The 21,991-nt window shown below is 57.3% G+C and carries 18 protein-coding genes and 2 tRNA genes; 8 read left to right on the forward strand and 12 right to left on the reverse strand.

All coding sequences use genetic code 11. From position 1 onward, the window contains the following. Nucleotides 1-152 precede the first annotated feature (152 nt). The 7 genes from F3I15_RS02430 to F3I15_RS02460 form a co-directional block, all read right to left on the reverse strand. Nucleotides 153-1,934, reverse strand: coding sequence for a thiamine pyrophosphate-requiring protein (locus F3I15_RS02430; RefSeq protein WP_039385251.1), 1,782 nt, complete (start codon nt 1,932-1,934; stop codon nt 153-155). 104 nt (nt 1,935-2,038) lie between these two features. Next, the gene (locus F3I15_RS02435) at nt 2,039-2,872 is read right to left on the reverse strand and encodes a GNAT family N-acetyltransferase (RefSeq protein ID WP_150016412.1); all 834 of its coding nucleotides are present in this window, start codon (nt 2,870-2,872) and stop codon (nt 2,039-2,041) included. A gap of 60 nt (nt 2,873-2,932) precedes the next feature. Next, nucleotides 2,933-3,892, reverse strand: a complete 960-nt coding sequence (gene cbl, locus F3I15_RS02440; protein WP_150016413.1) for an HTH-type transcriptional regulator Cbl — start codon at nt 3,890-3,892, stop codon at nt 2,933-2,935. Nucleotides 3,893-4,015: 123 nt separating this feature from the next. Further along, on the reverse strand, nt 4,016-4,933 hold the full coding sequence (gene nac / locus F3I15_RS02445; protein ID WP_150016414.1) for a nitrogen assimilation transcriptional regulator NAC: 918 nt from the start codon (nt 4,931-4,933) through the stop codon (nt 4,016-4,018). A 341-nt stretch (nt 4,934-5,274) separates the two neighbouring features. After that, on the reverse strand, nt 5,275-6,306 hold the full coding sequence (locus F3I15_RS02450) for an ABC transporter permease (RefSeq protein ID WP_065648961.1): 1,032 nt from the start codon (nt 6,304-6,306) through the stop codon (nt 5,275-5,277). Between the two features lie 14 nt (nt 6,307-6,320). Then, nucleotides 6,321-7,805, reverse strand: coding sequence for a sugar ABC transporter ATP-binding protein (locus F3I15_RS02455; protein ID WP_150016415.1), 1,485 nt, complete (start codon nt 7,803-7,805; stop codon nt 6,321-6,323). Nucleotides 7,806-7,838: 33 nt separating this feature from the next. Further along, the gene (locus tag F3I15_RS02460; RefSeq protein WP_150016416.1) at nt 7,839-8,762 is read right to left on the reverse strand and encodes a sugar ABC transporter substrate-binding protein; all 924 of its coding nucleotides are present in this window, start codon (nt 8,760-8,762) and stop codon (nt 7,839-7,841) included. 518 nt (nt 8,763-9,280) lie between these two features. Between F3I15_RS02460 and F3I15_RS02465 the strand changes: the two genes are divergently transcribed. Together F3I15_RS02465 and F3I15_RS02470 are read left to right on the forward strand one after the other, a co-directional pair. After that, a tRNA-Asn gene (locus F3I15_RS02465) sits at nt 9,281-9,356 on the forward strand. 14 nt (nt 9,357-9,370) lie between these two features. Then, nucleotides 9,371-9,446: transfer RNA gene (locus F3I15_RS02470), tRNA-Asn, on the forward strand. Nucleotides 9,447-9,562: 116 nt separating this feature from the next. On the opposite strand, the gene F3I15_RS02475 is transcribed toward F3I15_RS02470, so the two are convergent. After that, nucleotides 9,563-10,438, reverse strand: coding sequence for a hypothetical protein (locus F3I15_RS02475; protein WP_150016417.1), 876 nt, complete (start codon nt 10,436-10,438; stop codon nt 9,563-9,565). A 182-nt stretch (nt 10,439-10,620) separates the two neighbouring features. Between F3I15_RS02475 and F3I15_RS02480 the strand changes: the two genes are divergently transcribed. The 3 genes from F3I15_RS02480 to F3I15_RS02490 are packed head-to-tail and all read left to right on the forward strand — an operon-like array spanning nt 10,621 to nt 13,571. Beyond that, entirely contained in the window at nt 10,621-11,280 is a 660-nt protein-coding gene (locus F3I15_RS02480; RefSeq protein WP_104085360.1) for a TetR family transcriptional regulator, read from the forward strand. A gap of 60 nt (nt 11,281-11,340) precedes the next feature. After that, on the forward strand, nt 11,341-12,723 hold the full coding sequence (locus F3I15_RS02485; protein WP_150016418.1) for a D-arabinono-1,4-lactone oxidase: 1,383 nt from the start codon (nt 11,341-11,343) through the stop codon (nt 12,721-12,723). 20 nt (nt 12,724-12,743) lie between these two features. Beyond that, a complete protein-coding gene (locus F3I15_RS02490; protein WP_150016419.1) occupies nt 12,744-13,571 on the forward strand; it encodes a glycosyltransferase family 8 protein in 828 nt (275 codons plus the stop codon). A gap of 688 nt (nt 13,572-14,259) precedes the next feature. Here the strand turns inward: F3I15_RS02490 and F3I15_RS02495 are convergent. Further along, nucleotides 14,260-15,282, reverse strand: a complete 1,023-nt coding sequence (locus F3I15_RS02495; RefSeq protein WP_150016420.1) for an LLM class flavin-dependent oxidoreductase — start codon at nt 15,280-15,282, stop codon at nt 14,260-14,262. A gap of 217 nt (nt 15,283-15,499) precedes the next feature. Between F3I15_RS02495 and F3I15_RS02500 the strand changes: the two genes are divergently transcribed. Continuing rightward, nucleotides 15,500-16,285 (forward strand): phosphate/phosphite/phosphonate ABC transporter substrate-binding protein, encoded by a 786-nt coding sequence (locus tag F3I15_RS02500; protein ID WP_150016421.1) that lies wholly within the window; start codon nt 15,500-15,502, stop codon nt 16,283-16,285. A gap of 68 nt (nt 16,286-16,353) precedes the next feature. Then, entirely contained in the window at nt 16,354-17,421 is a 1,068-nt protein-coding gene (locus tag F3I15_RS02505) for a LacI family DNA-binding transcriptional regulator (protein WP_150016422.1), read from the forward strand. Between the two features lie 36 nt (nt 17,422-17,457). Here F3I15_RS02505 and F3I15_RS02510 read toward each other — a convergent pair whose 3' ends face one another. The 3 genes from F3I15_RS02510 to dacD all read right to left on the reverse strand — a co-directional run bounded on the left by F3I15_RS02510 (nt 17,458) and on the right by dacD (nt 20,352). Continuing rightward, entirely contained in the window at nt 17,458-17,778 is a 321-nt protein-coding gene (locus F3I15_RS02510) for a DUF496 family protein (protein WP_150016423.1), read from the reverse strand. A gap of 171 nt (nt 17,779-17,949) precedes the next feature. Continuing rightward, nucleotides 17,950-19,008, reverse strand: a complete 1,059-nt coding sequence (locus F3I15_RS02515; protein WP_150016424.1) for an FUSC family protein — start codon at nt 19,006-19,008, stop codon at nt 17,950-17,952. A 174-nt stretch (nt 19,009-19,182) separates the two neighbouring features. Beyond that, nucleotides 19,183-20,352, reverse strand: coding sequence for a serine-type D-Ala-D-Ala carboxypeptidase DacD (gene dacD, locus F3I15_RS02520; protein WP_150016425.1), 1,170 nt, complete (start codon nt 20,350-20,352; stop codon nt 19,183-19,185). A 195-nt stretch (nt 20,353-20,547) separates the two neighbouring features. Here dacD and sbcB point away from each other — a divergent pair, with 195 nt between their 5' ends. Further along, a complete protein-coding gene (sbcB, locus tag F3I15_RS02525) occupies nt 20,548-21,969 on the forward strand; it encodes an exodeoxyribonuclease I (RefSeq protein ID WP_150016426.1) in 1,422 nt (473 codons plus the stop codon). Nucleotides 21,970-21,991 lie beyond the last annotated feature (22 nt).

The raw sequence follows: 21,991 nt of genomic DNA on the forward strand, positions 1-21,991 counted from the left end.
CCCTACGGACACCGGGGGTGCGTTATTTGTCGCGCCCACACAATTTCGTAGGGGCGCCATTTATGGCGCCCTGGCAACAATTGGGCACGGTACCTTAATGACGCCAGGGGCGCATAAATGCGCCCCCTACGGCGGCATCAGATGGGGCGGGATCAGCGTTTGGGGCGTATAAGCTGGCTGGCAGTGTCACCGATAATCTGGGCCACGCCGCGATCGCCTTTAACCATGGAGGCCATAAAGGATTTCGCCTGCTTAAAGGTGATATGCGGCGGCAGCGGTGCGACTTCCGGATCGGTTTTCACCTCCAGCACTACCGGACGGTTTGCGCTCAGCGCCTGCTGCCAGGCGGCGGCTAACTCATCCGGATTATCCACCACGATCCCCTGCAGGCCAAGACTCTCGGCAAAACGCGCATAGGGCACATCCGGCAGCTGCTGTGACGCTTCGAAGCGCGGATTGCCTTCCATCACGCGCTGCTCCCAGGTCACCTGATTAAGATCCTGGTTGTTAAACACGCAGACAATCAGCCGCGGATCGTCCCACTGCTGCCAGTATTTCTGAATAGTGATCAGCTCAGCCATATTATTCATCTGCATCGCCCCGTCTCCGACCAGCGCCACAACCGGTTTGTCGGGATAAGCAAATTTAGCGGCGATCGCGAACGGTACGGCGGCCCCCATACAGGCAAGACCGCCGGAGAGCGTGGCGCGCTGCCCCTGCTTCACGCGATAGTCGCGCGCAAACCAGTTGGCACAGGAGCCGGAATCTGAGGTAACAATGGCGTTGTCTGGCAGTTGTGGCGACATCTCCCACACTACCCGCTGTGGATTAACCGGATTAGCTGGCGCCAGCGCCCGCTCCTCCATTAGCTGCCACCAGTCGCGCACCTGCAGCGCAATCTGCTCCTGCCAGTGGCGATCGCTTTTGTGCTGCAGCAGCGGGATCAGCGCCCGCAGGGTTTCAGCGCTATCTCCGTGCAGGTTGACTTCACAGGGGTAGCGCAGGCCCAGCATCGCCGGATCAATATCAATCTGTACCGCCCGCACTTTGCCCTCGGCAGGCAGAAACTCGGTCCACGGGAAGCCGGTGCCGATCATCAGCAGCGTGTCGCACTCCTGCATCAGATCCCACGACGGTTTAGTGCCGAGCAGGCCGATCGAACCGGTGACAAAAGGCGCATCGTCCGGCAGCACATCTTTACCCAGCAGCGCTTTAGCGACGCCCGCACCGAGCAGGTTCGCGACCTGCACCACTTCCACTGCCGCGCCGCGCGCACCTGCGCCAATCAGTATCGCCACCTTGCTGCCGGCGTTGAGGACCTCTGCCGCGCGCTGCAGATCTGCCTCATACGGCACGATTTTCGGACGCTGGTAGCCAGGACCGGAGTGGGTAAAGCCGTGTGCGTGCTGCGGTGGCTGCCAGGTTTCATCCTGAATATCTTTCGGCAGGATCAGCACCGCCACGCCGTTCTGCGCTTTCGCGATGCGCACGCCGCGATCGACCAGATGCTGGATCTGCGCCGGTGCGGCCGCTTCCTGAACAAAATTAGCGACATCAGCAAACACGCGATCGAGGTTCATCTCCTGCTGATAGCTGGCGCCGCGCGCGGTCACTTCAGCCTGTCCGGCGATCGCCAGCACCGGTGCATGATCCATTTTGGCATCGTAAAGACCGGTCAGCAGGTGGGTAGCGCCCGGCCCGCCGGTGGAGAGGCAGACGCCGAGCTCACCGGTAAATTTGGCGTGACCGGCAGCCATAAATGCCGCCATCTCTTCATGCCGTACCTGGATAAACTCAATCCCGGCACCCGCTTTATTGGCGCGCTGGATAGCGCCCAGTACGCCGTTGATGCCATCGCCCGGATAGCCATAAATGCGCGTGACGCCCCACGCCTGCAGGCGCTCGACAAAAAAATCGCTGGTTTTTTTACTCATCCCGCTGCTCCCTTAAAGGCTGTTGTCAGCTTTTAAGGGTAGCTGACAGAAACGGGCGTGCAGAGGATCTGCCGGATTATGGCCTGACTGCGCCCGTGGGCTGGCTAGCCCAGCGCCGGGGAGACCAGCGCAAAACAGTGCATATCTTCTGTCGGGCGCCAGGGGGTGCCGTGCACCATAATGTGCGGCGCATCGACCTGCTGCAGACCCAGCGTTGCCAGCCACTCCGCCAGACTGGCGTCTGGCGTATCCAGCCGGACAAACTGACCGGCCAGCGTCTGCAGCAGCGCGGCAACGAGCGCCTGCGCCACGGTGCCGTCACGGGCGATAACCGGGCCGATGGTCCAGCCGCGGCCAAAGCGACGCAGGCTGGCAAAGCCCTGTACTCCCTGCGCATCGCGTGCCAGCACGCTGCCGGGCAGCAACTGCTGCAGCAGACGCGCACGCTGCAGTCCGGTCGCCTGCCAGTCGGACGTGCAGAGTTCCGCACAGGCTGCGCTGCATGCCGGCTCCAGGCTTAGCGCTGGCGGCAGCGTTATAGCGGGAGGCGCGGCTAACGCCGCCGTCTGGTACTGCCATACCTGACCGCACTCCCTGAATCCCAGCTGTGCATAAAGCCCTTTACCCATTTCCGTTGCATGCAGGCGCAGCGTGCAACCGGCGAAGCGCGTAATCAGCGCCTGCATTAACTTGCGGCCGATACCGCGTCCGCGCGCCTGCTGATCCACCACCACCAGACCGATGGTGGCTGCGCTGCTTCCCCAGCGCCAGCCAAGCGCGCAGCCGGAGAGTCGTCCCGCCTCCTCCATCACCACGCCTTCACCCAGCGCAATCAGCTGCTGCCAGTCCTCAGGACGGTGTGGCCAGCCCGCCTGCTGCGTCAGGGCATGGCCCGCTGCGGCGTCGGCCGCCGTAATATCACGCAACGTCATGCTCATGCGGTTCTCCCTTAATGAATGCAGAAGAAGAGTGCCACACCGCTGCCGCGCCTGACAGCCTCAAATCTGAAAATCGAGCGCCGGCTCTTCTTCACTCTCATAGGAGAGCGCCTGTCGCTTGATCTCCTCCAGCGACAAATTAGCGTTGCAGAGCTCCAGAAACTGCCAGACATAGTTGCGCTGCAGCTGTCCGCGCTTCAGACCAAGCCAGACGGTGTTAGCTTCAAACAGGTGACGGGCATCAATCTTGACCAGGTTTTCGCCCTGATAGATATCACACGCCTGATCGGCGAGTACGCCAACGCCCAGCCCCAGCTCAACATAGGTTTTCACCACGTCAGAATCCTGCGCGCTCAGCACAATATCGGGCCGCAGGCTGGCCGCCTGAAACGCCCGATCCACGCGTGAACGGCCGGTGATCCCCTGCCGGTAGGTGATTAACGGCCAGGCGCTCAGGCTTTCAAGCGACACCGGCTGCTGCTGCAGCAGCTCATGACCGGACGGCACCAGCAGCGAGTGATGCCAGCTGAACCAGGGGAAAGCCGCCAGGCTGGCGTGGTTAACCAGCTGCTCGGAGGCGATACCGACATCCGCCTCGCCGGCCAGCAGCATGGCGACAATCTCCTGCGGCGAGCCCTGATTCAGCTCCAGCCGCACGTTGGGATAGAGCTGGCGGAACGCTTTGATAACGCGCGGCAGGCTGTAACGCGCCTGCGTGTGGGTGGTGGCAATTGTCAGCACGCCGCTGGTCTCGTTGGTAAACACATCGGCCAGACGCCGCACCTTGCCCGCCTCATCGAGAATGCGTTCGGCTATGGTCAGCAGCGCTTTGCCTGGCTCCGTCATGCCCAGCAGACGTTTTCCGCGCCGGATAAATATCTCTACGCCCAGCTCATCTTCCAGATCGCGGATATGCCGGCTGACCCCGGACTGCGAGGTAAACAGCGTGTTGGCGACTTCAGTCAGATTGAAGTCGCAGCGGGCGGCTTCCCGAATAATTTTAAGTTGCTGGAAATTCACACCCTCTCTCCCTTCTGGCACGGTTTTCGCCATGGTAGGGAGCGGGCATCAATACAACAAATAATAAAAAACCGCCTGTTATGCGGTTTAGTAATAAGGAGCGTTATCGTGGCGCCGTGGTTTTTAACCCACCAGCATCAGCTCGCGATCGGCAACCGCTGGCTTATTCAGCAGCGACAGCAGTATGGTTTTGACCGCCTGCGCCGCAGGTGAGAGCGGCAGCTGCGCAGACATATTGAGCGACAGCGGCAGCGTCAGCGACGGTGAGGTAATGCGCGCCATCCAGGCGTGCGTCGAGCTGACCAGCGCCCGGGCCGCGGATTCAGGCAGCACGGTTACGCCCAGCCCGCTGGAGACCGCCGCGGTCAGGGTGGCGATCGATTCAATTTCGCCGATGATGCGCGCGCTCAGGCGGCGCAGTGAAAACGCTTCGTCTACCCGCTTGCGCACCGCGCTGTAGTCGCGCGGCAGGAACAGGTTCATCTGCGCCACATCGGCCAGATCCACCGCCGATCCCGGACAGGCGGTGGCGCCGACCAGATAGAGTTCCTCTTTCAGCAGCGGCAGGCTGGTCACGCCTGCCGCCGGCGAGCGATCGTAGAGCACGGCCATATCGAGCTGACCGTTCAGCACTTTATCATTCAGCGAACTGCCGCTGTTTTCATGCAGATACACCAGCACGTCAGGATACTGCTCGCGCATGGTCTGCAGCAGCGGCATGGTCAGAGAGGAGGCGGCCGTGCCGGGCGCCAGACCAATAGAAACCTGCCCGCTCAGCGTCTGGCCCGCTTTGCTGACAGCGGCCTGCGCCTGTTCACACTGGCGCAATATGGTGCGGGCGTGCGCATAGAGAATTTTACCCGCGTCGGTGGGCGTTACGCCGCGCTTGGTGCGGATCAGCAGCTGCTGATCCAGCTCGCTCTCCAGCGTTGCCACCTGCTGACTAAGCGCCGGTTGCGCAATATGCAGCACTTCGGCGGCGCGGGTCAGGCTGCCGATATCGACGATGTTCACAAAATACTTCAGCCGTCTTAAGTTCATGTTGCCTCCGTCAATCCGGTTAACCCCTGAAGGGCGCGTGGCCTGCTGGCCGATAAACAGAGTTTTGCAATAAGCAGGCCAGTTATTTCATCGCGGAAAAAAACGGCGGACGGTAGCGATTAAGAGACTGGAAAATAAGCTTTTGTGATTACCTGAAAGGAAACGGTGTGTACTGATGCCGCAGCGGGCGGGTAAAGCGGAAAATGGCATGCACTCTGCTGGTGCAAAACCTGCAAGGCAGACGTGCAAAAAAGTGATGACAGAGAGGCGGCAGCGTTGCTTGCTGCCTCCGGCCTGACCCCGGTTATGCCGGGGTCAGCCGTGCCGCAGAGCGAGGTGACTCAGCGTTTTTTGCGGTTGCGATGCATATCAATGGAAACCGCAGCCACAATAATCATGCCTTTGATAATGTCCTGCACATAGGCGTCCACACCCACAAAGGTAAAGCCGCTTTTGATAAGTCCCAGAATCACGGCACCGATCAGCGTGCCGGTAATACGGCCCACCCCCCCCATCAGGCTGCTGCCGCCGATAACCGCTGCGGCGATAGCATCCAGCTCATACGCCATTCCCATGCTTGACTGGCCGCTGCTGACGCGTGCTGCCAGTACGACGCCTGCCAGGCCTGAGAGCGCGCCGGCGATGGTGTAGACAATGATCAGATACTTGTTAACATTGATGCCGGACACCTTGGCTGACGTCATGTTGCCGCCAATCGCATAGACATATTTGCCGTAGCGGGTATGTTTCAGCGCGATGTGGAACAGGAACGCCACCACCAGGAAGATGATCACCGGCATTGCGCCCTGACCAATCGAGGTAAAGCTGTCTGACAGAAAGCTGATCGGATTACCCTGCGTATAGTACTGCGCCAGGCCGCGCGCGGACACCATCATCCCCAGCGTGGCGATAAAGGGGGGGATACCGGTGCGGGTGATCAGCACGCCGTTAATAACGCCGCACAGCAGTCCGACACCAATACCGGCGCCGATAGGGATAGCCGCAGGCAGGTTAACCAGCGAGGGGAACATTGGTGACAGGCTTTCTGAGGTTTGCGCCAGGCTTGCCGCCACCACCGCCGTCAGGGCGATAACGGAGCCGGAGGAGAGATCGATGCCGGTGGTGATAATGACCTGCGTAACGCCAACCGCAATAATACCGATGATCGCAACCTGCAGGACAATCAGAACTAAACGGTTGGTGTTGAGCAGAAAAGACTGGTCGCGTACGTACCAGCCGGCAATTTCAAAAATCAGCGCAATGCCTAACATCACCACAAAAATGCCGGTATCTTTCGGCAGTTTATGGCGCAGATTACTGAAGAAGGAGCTTTGTTCAGTGGCCTGCGGGGCCGTAGCTTTTACATTATTCATAGGGATCTCAAGCCTCACTCAGATGCCAGCGACAAAATGGTTTCCTGATCGGCCTCTTCTTTACTGAGGATGCCGGTTATGCGCCCGCCGTGCATCACCATGATGCGGTCACTCATGCCGAGAATTTCCGGCAGCTCAGAGGAGACCATGATGATAGCGACGCCGCGATTCGCGAGTTCGCTGATCAGGCGGTAGATCTCTGCTTTGGCTCCCACATCGATGCCGCGGGTCGGTTCGTCCAGAATCAGGATCTTCGGCTGTGCCAGCAGCCAGCGCGCAATCAGCACCTTCTGCTGGTTACCGCCGCTGAGGTTATTGATGATCTGATCCATGGTCGGGGTTTTGATATTGAGCTTGCGGATCTGCTCCATACAGTCCTGCGCCATTTTCACATGGCTGACAAAGCCGCTTTTGCCGGTGTAGCCGGGCATGTTAACGATGCTCATGTTCTCCATTACTGAGAGAACCAGAAACAGCCCTGACTTCTTGCGATCCTCGGTGAGAAACGCCATGCCTTTCTCGATGGCCGTGGAGGGCGAATCGATGCTGACCGGCACGCCGTCAATCAGCACTTCGCCGCTGTCGTAGCTCTCCATGCCAAACAGGCTCTCCATCACCTCACTGCGTCCTGCGCCCACCAGCCCGGCCACGCCCAGAATCTCTCCTCTGCGTACGCTGAAGCTGATATCGCTGAAGCGCTCTTTGCTGCTCAGGCCGCGCACCGTCAGCACATCATCGCCGATGGTGCCGTTGAATTTCGGGAACAGCTGGGTCAGCTCACGCCCGACCATCTGGGTGATCAGCGACTGCCGCGTAAACGCGCTGGTATCGTTGCTGCCGACCCAGGTGCCGTCGCGGAAGATGCTGATCTCATCGGTAATGGTGAAGATCTCATCCATCTTATGGCTGATATAGATAATCGCCTTGCCCTGCGCCCGCAGGTCGCGAATGATAGTGAACAGGTGCGCCACTTCGGTTTCGGTCAGCGCGGAGGTGGGTTCATCCATGATCACCACGTCAGAGTTCCACGATACCGCTTTGGCAATCTCCACCATCTGCTGCGCTGCAATGCTCAGCTCGCCCACCATGCGATCCGCCTTGAGGCGGATATTGAGTTTGTTGAGCAACGCCTGCGTCTGGCGGTTTAGCAGGGCGTGATCAACGAAGCCAAACTTCATCGGTTCACGCCCGAGCCAGATGTTCTCCGCCACGGTCATGTGCGGCACCAGGTTCAGCTCCTGATGGATCATTGAGATGCCGGAGCGCAGCGCATCCATAGTGTCCTGAAACTGCACGGGTTCCCCTTTGATGCGAATGGTGCCCTTATCGGGACGGTAAATCCCGATAAGGCATTTCATCAGCGTGGATTTGCCTGCGCCATTCTCGCCCATCAGGGCATGTACCGACCCCGGCCTGATTCGCAGTGAGACGTTATCGAGTGCCTTCACTCCGGGGAAGAACTTGCTGATGCCTTCGGCTTCAAGCGCAAAAGCGGTCATACATCACCTCCATACGGCTTAAGGGGGGAGCGGTTATTTCTGGTTGCGATTCTCAAACTGCGCCATGTTCTCTTTGGTGATCAGCTGGTAAGGGATGTTGATCACTTTCTCAACTTTCTCCCCTTTTGCGAGACTCACCGCTGCCCGCACCGCGCCTGCACCCTGCCCGCTGGCATCCTGGAAAACCGTGGCGACCATTTTGCCGTTTTTCAGCATCTGCAGCGCATCCGGGGTGCCATCCACGCCGGCGATCAGGATATGGTTCGGGTTTTTACCCAGCGCCTGCAGGGCGCCAATCGCCATTTCATCGTTGTTAGAGGCGATAGCCTGGATGTCATCGCCAGCGGTCATCCAGTTGCTGACCACATCCACCGCGTCGTTACGGGTGAATTTTGCGGTCTGCTTCTGTACCACTTTAATATCAGGATATTTTGCTACTACCGCTTCCACCCCTTTGGTGCGGTCGCGCGTTGATTCGTTCGCTAAATCGCCCATCAGAATCGCCACGTTGCCTTTGCCGTTCATCGCTTTAGCCAGCGCTTCCATCTGCAGGCGGCCCGCCAGCTCGGAGTCTGAGCCGACATACGCCATTTTGTCCGTGAGTTCACCGGCAGGTTTACGGTTGACGAAGATCAGCGGAATGTTGGCTTTTTTCGCCGCGTCCATGATCGGTTTCACGGCGTTGGTATCTACCGGGTTAACGATAATGGCGTCCACGCCCTGCCCGATAAAGTTCTGCACCTGCTGCAGTTGCTGCGACACATCCCCTTTGGCATCTTCCAGCTGGCCTTTGACGTTATCTTTCTGCATCTCTTTCTGCATGGCCGTACGCAGAATGGTCAGGAAATTGTCGTCAAACAGCGCCATTGAGACGCCAACCTGCAGATCTTTCGCCATAACCGCAGCGGGCAACATGCAGGCCAACAGGGAAGTGACTAACGCTTTTTTAAATTCCATAGGGCACCTTCTACCTTCTTATTGTTGGTTAACGCACGCACAGCATGATGCATCAAATAAATGAAAAAAATCTTTTGCCTTTGCGCACCGCGGCTGGCGTTATTTATGGGTACAGATTTTGGATAGTTGCACTTTTCGCGCTGAAGCCAGCTGATGTTGCTCTGAAGAACGTACTCCTTATCAACAGGTTAATTTTGCTGTCACCGCTACCGGGTAAAAAATAGTTTCCGGCGTGATGATAAGCAGTTCATTTGTTTCATACTTGCTTCATATGAAATTTTCATCATAAAAGCACTGAAACGGTTGTTTTAAAATCAGCAAACCGCAAAAATTTGACACGCCTCTAACATCTCAGCGGAAATGCCTCTGAAGTGAGATCCTGTTGGCAGTTTGCTTTGCCGCCATATCAGGCAGAAAAGCAGCAGAATGGTGCTTTTGCGCGCACTTAAACCAAAAGTGTGCAGTGCGGCTTTGACAAGCGGGATCGGGCTCGCTACTATTCGCCTCGTTCACACGATTCCTCTGTAGTTCAGTCGGTAGAACGGCGGACTGTTAATCCGTATGTCACTGGTTCGAGTCCAGTCAGAGGAGCCAGAATCTGAAAAGCCCGCTCAGGNGTTCAGTCGGTAGAACGGCGGACTGTTAATCCGTATGTCACTGGTTCGAGTCCAGTCAGAGGAGCCAGAATCTGAAAAGCCCGCTCAGGGAAACCTGAGCGGGCTTTTTGCTATATTATGTTTTGATGTGGTACTGGCTGGTGATGTACCAGGCTGGCCTGAAGGGTCAGGCTTTGCGAAGTGTTAACTGACTTTAACCGACAGGTCTTTGCGGTTTCGCATATTGTCATAAAGAGGTGGATGGCTTTCAGCATCTTCTTCAGGCTTATAATAAAGATTTAACGTTTCTCCACCGAAATGTACACTCGAAGAATTTTTTGCAGCAGAATCAAAATCAGAGTCAGAATTTTTCCGGGGTTCGATAAAAAAAACCACATCGTTGCTTGTTATGCTTTTTCCTAAGATATTTATCTTTATTTCTGGTTCATTGCTGCCAGAAACTTTAGTATTATGATTTATTCCTGATAATTTATCACAGTCAAGTTTTAACCTATCTACATTCTCTTCAGTTGTAATTAATTTTATCTGAGGAGGCACATTACTAAGAATCGAAACAACATCCTTTGAATTCAAATTAGCTTCATGAATATCTGTAAGATTAATTTCTCCTGATGGCATAAGAAGATCATTATCTCTACTGAGCCCTAATTTTTCTCTGAGCATGATCGATGAACAGAGAGCAGTAAAATTGCTGTCAGGTACAAAACCCTCTGCCTTTTCGCTTCCTTTTGATACGATAATCTGCATTGCGTTATACCGGCTATCGGGCCTTAACGTAATATCCATTTTATTGAGATTTAACTTTATTTTTTTCATACTTTGCAGCGAATCTGGCGTAATTTTTTTATCATGAAGCACGCTTCTAAGCTCAGATATTACTGACTTATAGACTTCCTCTTTTTCTCTTCTGACTCCGCCTAATGTAAAGACATCGATAACATGCTCCAGCATACCTTTGGGCCGGGTAACATCTTTCATATTTAATTCACTGCCGATGCCCATTGCATATGCGCTAAGCCGGGAAGCTTCTTTGGTACTGATTAAAGAGGGAACTGACATAACTTCTCCTGAATTGTGTCTTAAAAAGAGCCCTATAGTAAAAATGATCTCCTCTCTGCGCGCTTTCTAAATTCGCTCTTTATGGCCTGAAATTCACCGCTGGCTTCGCGCCACACGTCGTGCTGTCCGGGCCGCAGGAAGCCTGTGTTATCATGGAGTTTTTGATCAATACTGTGAAAACCATGTCTGAAACCCCCGGTAAACGCAAAAACGATCCGGAAGGATTAAAGCGCCGTATCATTGCGGCTGCGCTCTCTGTTTTCGCTGAATATGGCCTGCCGGGCGCGCGCATGGAGCAGATTGCAGCGCTGGCGCAGACCACGAAACGCATGGTGGTGTATCACTTCACCAGCAAAGAGGCGCTCTACATCGAGGTGCTGGAGCAGGTGTATCGCGCCATGCGCGAGCATGAAACCAGCCTGCAGCTTGCCACGCTCGAACCGGAGCAGGCGATGATCAAACTGGTTGAGGCGAGCTTTGATTATCATGTGGCGCACCCGGATTTTATGCGGCTGGTCTGCAGCGAAAACCTGCTGCGCGGGCGCTATATCATGCAGTCTGAGCGGATCAAAACGCTTAACCGCAGCGCGCTCGATCTGCTTGAAGCGATACTGACGCGTGGCCAGCAGCAGGGTCTGTTTTACCGCGACCTCAACAGCGTGGATGTGCACCGCCTAATCAGCAGTATCTGCGTGCATCATGTGTCAAATCGCTACACCTTTCATACGCTGTTCACCCCTGACGACAGCGAAGCGGAAACCATCCGCCGCAACCGTCAGCTGGCCGTGGCGGCAACGCTGCGTTACATTCGCCAGGCCCCGTCGTCTGCGGGTTCGCTGTGATGGTCTACGCTTGATCTCATCAACGGGACCGTCACAGACCTGAGACTAAGGAACACTGAAGTGAATAAAGATGCCCTTCTCTATCCGTTACGCAACACCCAGGATACTGAACATGATACGGCCCTGTGGAACTGGGCGCAGAACTCTGTCGTAGGCCAGCGTCAGCAGCTGCATCAGCCACAAACGGAAGCTGAGCTGCAGCAGCTGCTGCGCGATACGCGCGGAAAAGTGCGTCTGGTCGGCAGCCGGCTGTCGCCAGGCCGGATGCTCTGCGTGCAGCCTGACGATCTGCTGCTTGACCTGAGCGCCTTTACCGGCGTGGTGGCTGAAGATGACAATTCCATCACTTTTGCCGCCGGTACGCTGCTGCAGGAAGTTTATGACACCTTAACCGCACGCGATCGCATGCTCGCCTCTTCGCCAGGCGTGATTGCCGTTCAGACGCTGGCCGGCGCGCTGGCAACCGGCACCCACGGTCAGGGATTACAGCAGAGCTCACTGGCCGATGAAGCGCTGCGCATCCGTATGGTGCTGGCTGATGGCAGCGTACGCGAGTTTACGCGCGGCGAGCCCGAGTTCCCGGCAGCGCAGGTTGCACTGGGTTCGCTTGGCGTTGTGACGGCGGTTACACTGCGCACCCAGCCGTTTCGCTTATTTACCTGCTACAAGTTTGCCGTCAGCGCCGATGGGCTGGAGCAGGATCTGCTGAAGTGGAACAGCGACTACGAGCTGAGCAAAGCCTGGTGGTTTGTCGATGACAACCTGATGCACGTCTGGAACGCTGAGCAGGCGAGCGATGAGGATACGCAGGCCTGGCACGCCAACGGACGTCAGGTGATTGAGCATGGCGATAACGCCGACAGCAGCCTGAACCATACGATCGATCAGACGCTGGCGCAGATGCACCGCGATACGCAAATCCACGGTAAAGGCGGTAAACAGTTCCGCACCGTCACCCGCTTCCGCGACTTCACCGATGTCAGCGGCGATATTTATCAGCTTTTTTGTCGCGGCATCGCGGTGCCGCAGATCAACGTAGAAATTGCCGTGCCGCTCGATAAGACGCCGCAGATTATCAGCAAAATCAAAGCCTGGTACGCTGAGCATCAGCCGCATATGCACTACCCGATTATCCTGCGCTGCACCGGCGCCTCGGAGGGCTGGCTGAGCCCGTCACATCAGCAGCCCTCCTGCTTCTTTGGCTTTGTGGTCTACTACGCGGATGATGGCTCGCTGTCGCAGGAGGGCCTGCATTTTCTGACGGAAGTGGAGAAGCTGCTGGCCGCCGAAGGCGGACGCCCGCACTGGGGAAAATATTACGATCCGCAGCGCTATCAGTGGCGCGATATCTATCCGCAGTGGGATGCGTTTCGCGCGGTGCGTGAGACGCTGGATCCTTCCCGTCGTTTCAGTAACGACTATACCACCGCGCTTTTTGACTGATGTTTGTACAGGGAGAGAGTATGTTCGCCTGGGTAACGCTGCTGACGCAGCCCGATTATGTTATTGGCGTGAAAGCACTGCACCGTTCGCTTCAGCGCAGTGAAACCCGCTGGCCGCTGGTTGTTATGGTAACGGATGCAATCGATGCTGACACGCGCGCTGCGCTGCAGGCTGCGGGCTGCGTGATCCACCCGGTCGCGCCGCTGATGCCTGACAGCGCGCTGGAGCAGCACTACGCCTCGGCACAGTTTGGCGAGGTGTGGAGCAAACTACGCGCATGGGAGCTGACCGATTATGAGCGCGTGGTCTTTCTGGATGCCGATATGCTGGTTCTGCAGAATATGGATGAGCTGTTTACGCTGGATATGGGTAAGTATGCGCTGGCCGCCTGCCACGCCTGCCGCTGTAATCCAAACCAGATTGCGAGCTATCCGGCCAGCTGGCAGCCGGAAAACTGCCACTATACCTGGCATGACCGGGGTGAAGCAGCACCCGCCACGCTTGATGCTTATCTCAACGGCGGTTTTCTGGTGCTGAAACCGGATAACGCTGTGTTCAGCTGGCTGCAGCAGAAAGTGCAGGAGATTGACGATCTTAAACGCTATCCCTTCTCCGAGCAGGATCTGCTGAATGAAGTGTTTGCCGGACGCTGGCTGCCGCTCTCCTATATCTATAACGCGCTGAAGACGCTGCCATTTCAGCATAGCGCTATGTGGCAGCAGGATAAGGTTAAAAACCTGCACTATATCCTCGCCAAGCCGTGGAAGCGCGATCTCAATCAGCCAGAAGAAGAGCGCGACCGCTATTATGCGCTGGACAAGTTGTGGTGGGAGCGCGGCACCGCTTGATGCCGCTGGGGTCGCATTGATGCGGCCCTTTTTTATATGTGCGGCCAGGGCGCCATTAATGGCGCCCCTACGGTGGCGATGTATGTAGGGGCCGCATTATTGCGGCCTTGGTTTCATATGCGGTAAAGGGCGCCATTAATGGCGCCCCTACGATGATGATGCGCGCAGGGGTCGCATTGATGCGGCCCTCAGGTTCACATGCGACCAGGGCGCCATGAATGGCGCCCCTACGATGATGATGCGCGTAGGGGCCGCATTATTGCGGCCCTGGTTTTATACGCGGCAAAGGGCGCCATTAATGGCGCCCCTACGGTGGCGATGTACGTAGGGGCCGCATTGATGCGGCCCTCGGGTTCATGCGTGGCAAAGGGCGCCATGAATGGCGCCCCTACGGTGGCGGTATATGTAGGGGCCGCATTATTACGGCCCTGGTTTCATACGCAGCCAGGGCGCCATTAATGGCGCCCCTACGATAATGATGCGCGCAGGGGCCGCATTGATGCGGCCCTCGGGTTCACACGCGGTAAAGGGCGCCATGAATGGCGCCCCTACGATGATGATGCGCGTAGGGGCCGCATTGATGCGGCCCTCGGGTTCATAGGCGGCCAGGGCGCCATTAATGGCGCCCCTACGGTGGCGGTATATGTAGGGGCCGCATTAATGCGGCCCTGGTTTCATATGCGGTCAGTTAACGCCAGCCGAGCGCCGGGGCGACGTGGGTGAGGATGCTGTCGATAACGTGCGCGCAATAATCCACGCCGAGCTGATTTGGAATCGTCAGCAGCAGCGTATCAGCCTCTGCGATGCCTTCATCTTCTGCCAGCATCTTTATCAGGCGATCCGGCTCGGCGGCGTAGCTGCGGCCGAAGATGGCGCGCGTCTTCTCATCCAGAAAACCGACTGAATCCTGATCCTGACCGCCACGGCCAAAATAGGCGCGATCGGTATCATTCATCAGCGCAAAAATACTGCGGCTCACCGACACGCGCGGCGTGCGCTGATGGCCTGCGGCAGCCCAGGCTGCGCGGTAGGCACGGATCTGCTGCGCCTGCTGCATATGGAAGGGTTCGCCGGTTTCATCATCTTTCAGCGTAGAACTCTGCAGGTTCATCCCCTGCTCTGCAGCCCAGACGGCGGTGGCGTTTGAACCGGAGCCCCACCAGATACGCTCGCGCAGCCCTTCAGAGAACGGCTCCAGGCGCAACAGCCCTGGCGGGTTTGGAAACATAGGCTGCGGATTTGGCTTTGCAAACCCCTCGCCGCGCAGCACGTCCAGCAGCGCCTCGGTATGCCGGCGTCCCATATCTGCATCGCTCTCGCCGGCGCGGGGATCGAAGCCAAAGTAGCGATAACCCTCAATCACCTGCTCCGGTGAACCGCGGCTCAGCCCGAGCTGCAGACGACCGTTAGAGATCAGATCGGCTGCGCCCGCATCTTCTGCCATATAGAGCGGATTTTCATAACGCATATCGATAACGCCAGTCCCGATTTCAATGCGGCGGGTTTTCGCCCCCACCGCCGCCAGCAGCGGAAACGGTGAACTCAGCTGACGGGCAAAATGGTGGACGCGGAAGTAGGCGCCGTCGGCCCCCAGCTCTTCTGCCGCCACCGCAAGATCGATAGATTGCAGCAGTACATCCTGCGCCGAGCGGGTGGCAGAATGAGGCGACGGCGTCCAGTGACCAAATGAGAGAAAACCAATTTTTTTCATGTTTCAGTGCTCCCCGCCAGCGACAGGACCGCCTGGCGTTACGTATGCATAAATCGATAAACAGAGGGTACGCCAGTGCGGCAGGCAGTGATAGCCAATAGTTTTCGTGCGCATCTTCAACTTTTTTGTACAACTGCAGCCACCCTCTCGCTTATCAATCTCAGCTATTCTTAAAGCACTGATTTGCCGAACAGGCTGATGCACTCAGGGATGCCCTATGCACCTTATCTCTTTACCTATGTATGACATCGACAGCGCGACAACGGCGGCTACAACCGATGCGCTGCTGAAACTGCTGGCAAAACGTGATGTGACAGCAGAGGTGGTCGCCCCGGACAATCTGCTTAGCCACTGGCGCGACGACCATCTGCTGCTGAGCCAGACCTGCGGCTATGCGCTGGTCAGCCAGCTGCCGGAAGTACAGCTGGTCGGTACGCTGCAGTCGTGCGCAGCGGGCTGCCAGGATCTGCGTTATCGCAGCTGGCTGGTGGTGCGCCAGACGGAGAATGCCCGCATGCTGGAAGATTTTCGCGGACGCCGTGCCGTATGCAACAGCGCTGACTCACACTCCGGTTACAACGCCCTGCGCTATGCGATTGCACCGCTTGCAGAGAACGGTAAATTTTTTGCCGAAACGCACTTCAGCGGCAGCCATCAGCAGTCGCTGGCAGCGCTGCGCCGCAATGAAGCGGATATCGCCGCCATTGACTGCATTACCTGGGCGCTGCTGCAGAAATATCAGCCGCAGGCGCTGGCCGATGTGGCCATTATTGGCGAGACGCCGCTCTGCCCGGCCCTGCCGCTTATTACCTCTGCCCGCACCGACAGCCTGCTGCTGGAAAAGCTGCGCAGCGCGTTATTTGAACTGGCCAACGTTGAGGATTTCAAACCGCTGATGCAGGCCAATCTGCTTGCCGGTTTCTCCGTGCCCCGCCGCAGCTACTACGATGAGGTGCTCGCGTGGGAGCAGCAGGCGGCAGCCATGGGCGTTACCCGGCTTTGAACAGCGCGGGAACAGGTGAGCAACGGGAAAATTTGTTACACTCGCCGCAGTCAATTCAGGAGAATGTAATGACCGCGCGCTCTGTAACGCTGGATGATGTCGCCCGCCTGGCCGGCGTCTCTTATCAAACGGTATCCCGGGTACTGAACCATTCGTCGCAGGTCTCGGCACGCACGCGCGCCCGGGTAGAGGCGGCGATGGCAGAACTCAGCTACGTACCCAACCGGGTGGCGCAGCAGCTGGCGGGAAAGGCAACGCGCACGCTGGGGCTGGCCACCAGCGATCTGGCGCTGATGGCGCCGGCGCAGATCGCCTCTGCGATTCAGCAACAGGCTGCCGCTGCGGGATATCACCTGGTAATCGCCATGGCTAACGCGCAGAGTGCCGCACCGGATACGGTCAATGAGCTGCTGGCACAGCGTGTTGATGCCCTGCTGATTAACCTGCCGCTGGATGCCGCGCAGGCGGCGCAGATTCAGCAGCAGTGCGGCAGTAAACCCGCCCTGTTTCTTGATGTCGAAGCCTGTGCGCCGGTGCCGCAGTGTCAGTATCAGAGCAGCTGCGGGGCACAGCAGGCGGTGGATCATCTGGTGGCGCTGGGGCATCGTGAAATCGGCGTGCTGAACGGTCCGGCGCGCTCAGCGTCTGCCCGCGCACGTTTTGCGGACTGGCAGCGGGCGCTGGCGCAGCATCAGCTGCAGCCCTGCTGCATTCTGGAGGGTGACTGGAGCGCGGCGTCCGGCTATCAGGCGCTGCTCACCCTGCTGCCGAATCGGCTGCCACAGGCGCTGCTGGTGGCTAACGATCAGATGGCGCTGGGTGCGATGCGCGCGCTACATCAGCACGGCGTGGCGATCCCGGCAGATATCTCGCTGATTGGCTACGATGACACCGCAGAGAGCGCCTGGTATCAGCCCCCGCTGACCACCATCCGGCAGGATCTGCAGCAGCTTGGGCGTATCAGCGTGGACCGGATCCTGGCGCAGCTGGCCGGAGAGACGCTGCCTGCGCCGTTGCTCGAAACCGGGCTGATTTTGCGCGAAACCACGGCCGCTCCGCAGCGGGATGGCCTGAATAACAATGAAATTGCCCGCCAGCTGCAGGTTCTGGCGCAGGCATTAAAAAGGTCGCCATAATGGCGACCTCGTCACAGTGAAACCACATCGTTGAGCTTAGTGCCCTTTCGGTTCACCCATGCCTTTCAGCTTTTTCGACAGATCGCGGCGTTCTTTTGACAGATCGGCGTTTTTAATAATGTACTCATCCACGCGATCTTCATAGTCCACGCGCATAGAGGCGATAATCTCCTGGATCGCCTCCACGCTCATGCCGGGTTTAATATATTCACTCAGGTTATCCAGCAGCAACACACGTTTCTGGTTATCACGGATTTTCTTTTCGTTATCGTGAATTTCGCGCTGCAGTTTGTTTTTACGACGAAACATACGCACAAACTCCAGCACGTCCTGAAATGATTGCTTGGCATTTTCCATGTTGGCACCTTTCTTAAGGCCTGCAGCAGCAGGCGGAATAGTCATATAACGTCAAGAGTTGTAGCTTAGCGGCTGTTGAGCCGGGTTAGCAATTCTCACAGCAAATTTCAGACTGGCTCTTATCTTAGCGCAAAGAAAGGGCGATTCGCACTAAGTGGTTGCCGGAGAAAACTATTTACGCAGCGCCAGCCGGACCAGATCGGTCATGCGTTCCAGCTGCCGCGCCTGCTCCAGGCTCAGCCAGACGTAGCCGTAGATTGCCGTGGTTTCAAGCTGCGCGCTGCCGCTGGCGATCAGCGCCTCCAGCTCCTGTACGATCTCCTCGAGGGCGTGGCTGTTTGCGATAACCTGCTCCGTCTCGCCTTTTTGCAGCAGCAGCGCCAGCGCGTTCAGCGTCTCTTCGGTCATCTGCTGGGTACGCCGCAGCGCAGGTGCACTGAGCAGCAGCAGATGACTCTCGCGTGAGGCCCACCAGGCTTCAATCTGCATCTGCATGGTATTGACCATGTTACGGTTGATGGTCTGGATCGCTTCAAACACCGATTTTGGAATACGGGTTTCTTTGCTGGCGGGCTCAAGCAGCGCGCGCATTCTGATCACGCTGCTGAGCAGCTTCTGAAAGCGCGTATTGAGACGCGGCTTCTCGACCAGATTAGGGGAAAAGCCGGCGTGATGGATCTTTGCCATGCTGACAAACGCATCTGAAAGCTGTATACGCCAGTGGCTATAGGCGCGCTGCGCCCAGATAGCGCTGAACAGCAGCGCCATCAGCGAGCCTAAAATCACATCGCCGCCGCGCCACAGCGCCACGGTGAAATCACCGGCTGGCGCCCCTACCACCACGCCGAGCGTGATGCCAATCAGCAGCGCCATATAGGGATGTTTGCCCAGCGTCAGATAGCCACAGACAATCATTACCGCAAAGCACCAGACCAGCATCAGCGGCAGCGAGATTAGCTCCAGCTTCAGCGCAATCAGACCGGAAATCAGCCCGGCAAAGGTTCCGCTGATGCGCTGGATCACGCGCGGCAGCACGTTTCCCCAGGTGGAGATAGGTCCCATTACCACCACCAGCGTAATCAGGGGCCAGGTACCTTCGGGAATATTTGTCAGCCTGACAAACAGAAAGCAGAGCACAAAGGCGATAGCGATACGCACGCCGTGTACGGCGCGGTAGTGACGGTAGAACCAGAATTCAATCGACGAGACAGGCTTGTCAGCGCGTAACATGGTGATCCGGAAACGGGAAAAATTTGCGCGCTATGTTACCCTGGCATGGCAGCTGGCTTCAGCCCCTGCTGCCGCTTTTTCCCGCTTTTTTTCTATCCGTACCCATCAGGTAACCGTGGCGTTACATTCTGCTTTCAATAAGGAAACGCAGTGGTAACACCACGATTAAACCGGTCAGAGTTTACGCTTCACGTAGTCGCTGATACGGGTAAGGATGCCCGCCTCTTCAACCGTCTGCAGCGCATAGAGCGGATAGCTTGCCAGCTGTTTGTCTTTATCCAGTACCTGAATCTCACCAATCTGCTCGCCCGCTTTCAGCGGCGCGGTGAGATCTTTGCGATCGATAACATATTTCGCCATCACGTTAGCCACTTCGCTGCGCGGCAGAGACAGATAGATATCCTGCGTGGTGCCTACTTCGACTTTATGCGGATTGCCATACCAGACGTTTTCACTGCCGATCTTCTTGCCGGCATGGAACAGCTGTACGGTATCAAAGTTACTCTGCCCCCACGTCAGCAGTTTGCGCGCCTGCTCTTCGCGTCCTTTGGAACTTTTGCCGCCCATGATCACCGCAATCAGCCGGTGACGGCCTTCAACGCTGGAGGCGACGATATTAAACCCGGCACTCTCGGTATGGCCGGTTTTCATGCCGTCCACGTGCAGATGCTGATCCCACAGCAGGCCGTTGCGGTTGTTCTGCGTAATGCCGTTGTAGCTCAGGGTCTTTTCGCTGTACATAGCGTAAAAGTCCTGCTCGCCATTAATAATGGCGCGCGAGAGCACCGCCAGATCGCGCGCGGTGGTGTGCTGACCCGGCGCATCAAGGCCGTGCACGGTTTCAAAATGGGTATGCGTCAGACCGAGCTTCTGCACATAGTGATTCATCATGGTGACAAAGCTCTCCGGGCTGCCGGCGACATAGTCTGCCAGCGCCACGCAGGCGTCGTTGCCGGAGTCGATAATGACCCCGCGCATCAGATCGCGCACCGTGACTTTATCACCTGGCTTGAGGAACATTAGAGAAGAGCCTTTAAACACCGGATTTCCGGCTGCCCAGGCATCTTTGCCCACGGTGACAACATCATCCCGGGTAATTTTCCCCTGATCGACGGCGCGATCGACCACATAGCCGGTCATCAGTTTGGTCAGGCTGGCGGGATTACGCTCCGCATCCGGATTGCCGGCAGTGAGGATCTGCCCGGTGGTAGCGTCCATTAATACCCATGATGCGGCATCAATACCCGGCGCCGTCACGGGAAACGCCAGGCTGTCATCCGCCTGCGCTATTGATGCCACAAACACTAATCCAGAAAGAGTTACCCACACACGCCTTTTCAACACATCGTCCTCAGTTTAAAAATGAATTTACCGCCGCACGTTGTACGGCAAATAGCGCTTTGATATCTGAATAAATTGAAAAAAAGTATGTCCCGTACAGAAAAAGCTCAGCCCCGCCCGCAGCGCAATGGATGAGGGTTGTGCTGACTGAAACGCCCGACTATTCTGTGGGTTGATTTTTCAATCCAGGATAACGCCGTGCCCGCCTCTGAGTTCACCTTTCTGTTCCATGATTATGAAACCTTCGGGAAGAGCCCGTCGCTGGATCGTCCGGCCCAGTTTGCCGGCCTGCGCACCGATGCCGACTTTAACCCGGTGGGTGAACCGCAGGTGTTCTACTGTCAGCCTGCAGATGACTATCTGCCGCAGCCGGAAGCGGTGATGATCACCGGCATTACGCCGCAGGTTGCACGCGCACGCGGCGTTACGGAAGCGGAGTTTGCCGCACGTATCCACGCGCTGTTTACCCAGCCCAATACCTGTGTTATCGGCTATAACAACGTGCGCTTTGACGACGAGGTCACGCGCAATATCTTCTACCGCAACTTTTTTGATCCCTACGGCTGGAGCTGGCAGAACGGCAATTCGCGCTGGGATCTGCTGGATGTGATGCGCGCCTGCTATGCGCTGCGCCCGGAAGGGATTGTCTGGCCTGAAAATGATGAGGGCTTTCCCAGCTTTAAGCTGGAGCATCTCACGCAGGCCAACGGCGTGGCGCACGAACAGGCGCACGATGCGATGTCGGATGTATGGGCGACGCTGGCGATGGCAAAACTGGTCAAAGAGAAGCAGCCAAAGCTGTATGCATTTCTGTTTGCGCATCGCAATAAGCAGAAGCTGATGACCCTGATTGATATTCCGCAGATGAAGCCGCTGGTTCACGTCTCCGGTATGTTTGGCGCCGCGCGCGGCAATACCAGCTGGATCGTGCCGCTGGCGTGGCATCCTGATAATAAAAATGCGCTGATTGTGGCGGACCTGGCGGGCAATATGACGCCGCTGCTGGAGCTGGAGCCGGACGCGCTGCGCGAGCGCCTCTATACGCGGCAGAGCGAACTGGGCGATGCGGTTCCGGTGCCGATCAAGCTGGTGCACATCAATAAGTGCCCGGTGCTGGCCCCGGCCAGTACGCTGCGCCCGGAGGATGCGGAGCGGCTCGGGATCGATCGCCAGCACTGCCTGGCGAACCTCGCCCTGCTGCGCCAGCACGTCGCCGTACGCGAAAAAGTGGTGACGCTGTTTGCGGAAGCGGAGCCGTTTACGCCGTCGGAGGATGTTGATGCGCAGCTCTATGATGGCTTCTTCAGCGATGCCGATCGCGCCGGCATGAATATTCTGCGTCAGACGGCGCCGCAGAATCTGCCCGCGCTGGATCTCACGTTTAACGACGCGCGCGTTAATCCGCTGCTGTTCCGCTACCGGGCGCGTAATTTTCCCGGCACGCTCGACGATCGCGAGCAGCAGCGCTGGCTGCAGCATCGCCGCGAAGCGTTAAATGCAGAGCGGGTCCAGGCGTTTCTGCTGGAGCTGGAGTCGCTCGCCAGCCTGCACGAAGAGGATGCGGATAAGATGGCGCAGCTGAAAGCGCTCTATCACTACGCTCAGGCGCTGGTCTCCTGAGGAGAGGCGCTGCGGCGGCAGG

This window comes from Pantoea sp. M_9, from assembly GCF_008631385.1.
Classification (GTDB): domain Bacteria; phylum Pseudomonadota; class Gammaproteobacteria; order Enterobacterales; family Enterobacteriaceae; genus Pantoea; species Pantoea eucrina.

What these genes read in the sequence shown, in the direction of transcription:
- F3I15_RS02510 (WP_150016423.1), bottom strand. Translation starts at nt 17,778, where the DNA reads ATGGAAAATGCCAAGCAATCATTTCAGGACGTGCTGGAGTTTGTGCGT.
- F3I15_RS02450 (WP_065648961.1), bottom strand. Translation starts at nt 6,306, where the DNA reads ATGAATAATGTAAAAGCTACGGCCCCGCAGGCCACTGAACAAAGCTCC.
- F3I15_RS02505 (WP_150016422.1), top strand. Translation starts at nt 16,354, where the DNA reads ATGACCGCGCGCTCTGTAACGCTGGATGATGTCGCCCGCCTGGCCGGC.
- F3I15_RS02435 (WP_150016412.1), bottom strand. Translation starts at nt 2,872, where the DNA reads ATGAGCATGACGTTGCGTGATATTACGGCGGCCGACGCCGCAGCGGGC.
- F3I15_RS02515 (WP_150016424.1), bottom strand. Translation starts at nt 19,008, where the DNA reads ATGTTACGCGCTGACAAGCCTGTCTCGTCGATTGAATTCTGGTTCTAC.
- F3I15_RS02475 (WP_150016417.1), bottom strand. Translation starts at nt 10,438, where the DNA reads ATGTCAGTTCCCTCTTTAATCAGTACCAAAGAAGCTTCCCGGCTTAGC.
- F3I15_RS02490 (WP_150016419.1), top strand. Translation starts at nt 12,744, where the DNA reads ATGTTCGCCTGGGTAACGCTGCTGACGCAGCCCGATTATGTTATTGGC.
- F3I15_RS02500 (WP_150016421.1), top strand. Translation starts at nt 15,500, where the DNA reads ATGCACCTTATCTCTTTACCTATGTATGACATCGACAGCGCGACAACG.
- F3I15_RS02430 (WP_039385251.1), bottom strand. Translation starts at nt 1,934, where the DNA reads ATGAGTAAAAAAACCAGCGATTTTTTTGTCGAGCGCCTGCAGGCGTGG.
- F3I15_RS02460 (WP_150016416.1), bottom strand. Translation starts at nt 8,762, where the DNA reads ATGGAATTTAAAAAAGCGTTAGTCACTTCCCTGTTGGCCTGCATGTTG.
- F3I15_RS02480 (WP_104085360.1), top strand. Translation starts at nt 10,621, where the DNA reads ATGTCTGAAACCCCCGGTAAACGCAAAAACGATCCGGAAGGATTAAAG.
- nac (WP_150016414.1), bottom strand. Translation starts at nt 4,933, where the DNA reads ATGAACTTAAGACGGCTGAAGTATTTTGTGAACATCGTCGATATCGGC.
- F3I15_RS02495 (WP_150016420.1), bottom strand. Translation starts at nt 15,282, where the DNA reads ATGAAAAAAATTGGTTTTCTCTCATTTGGTCACTGGACGCCGTCGCCT.
- F3I15_RS02455 (WP_150016415.1), bottom strand. Translation starts at nt 7,805, where the DNA reads ATGACCGCTTTTGCGCTTGAAGCCGAAGGCATCAGCAAGTTCTTCCCC.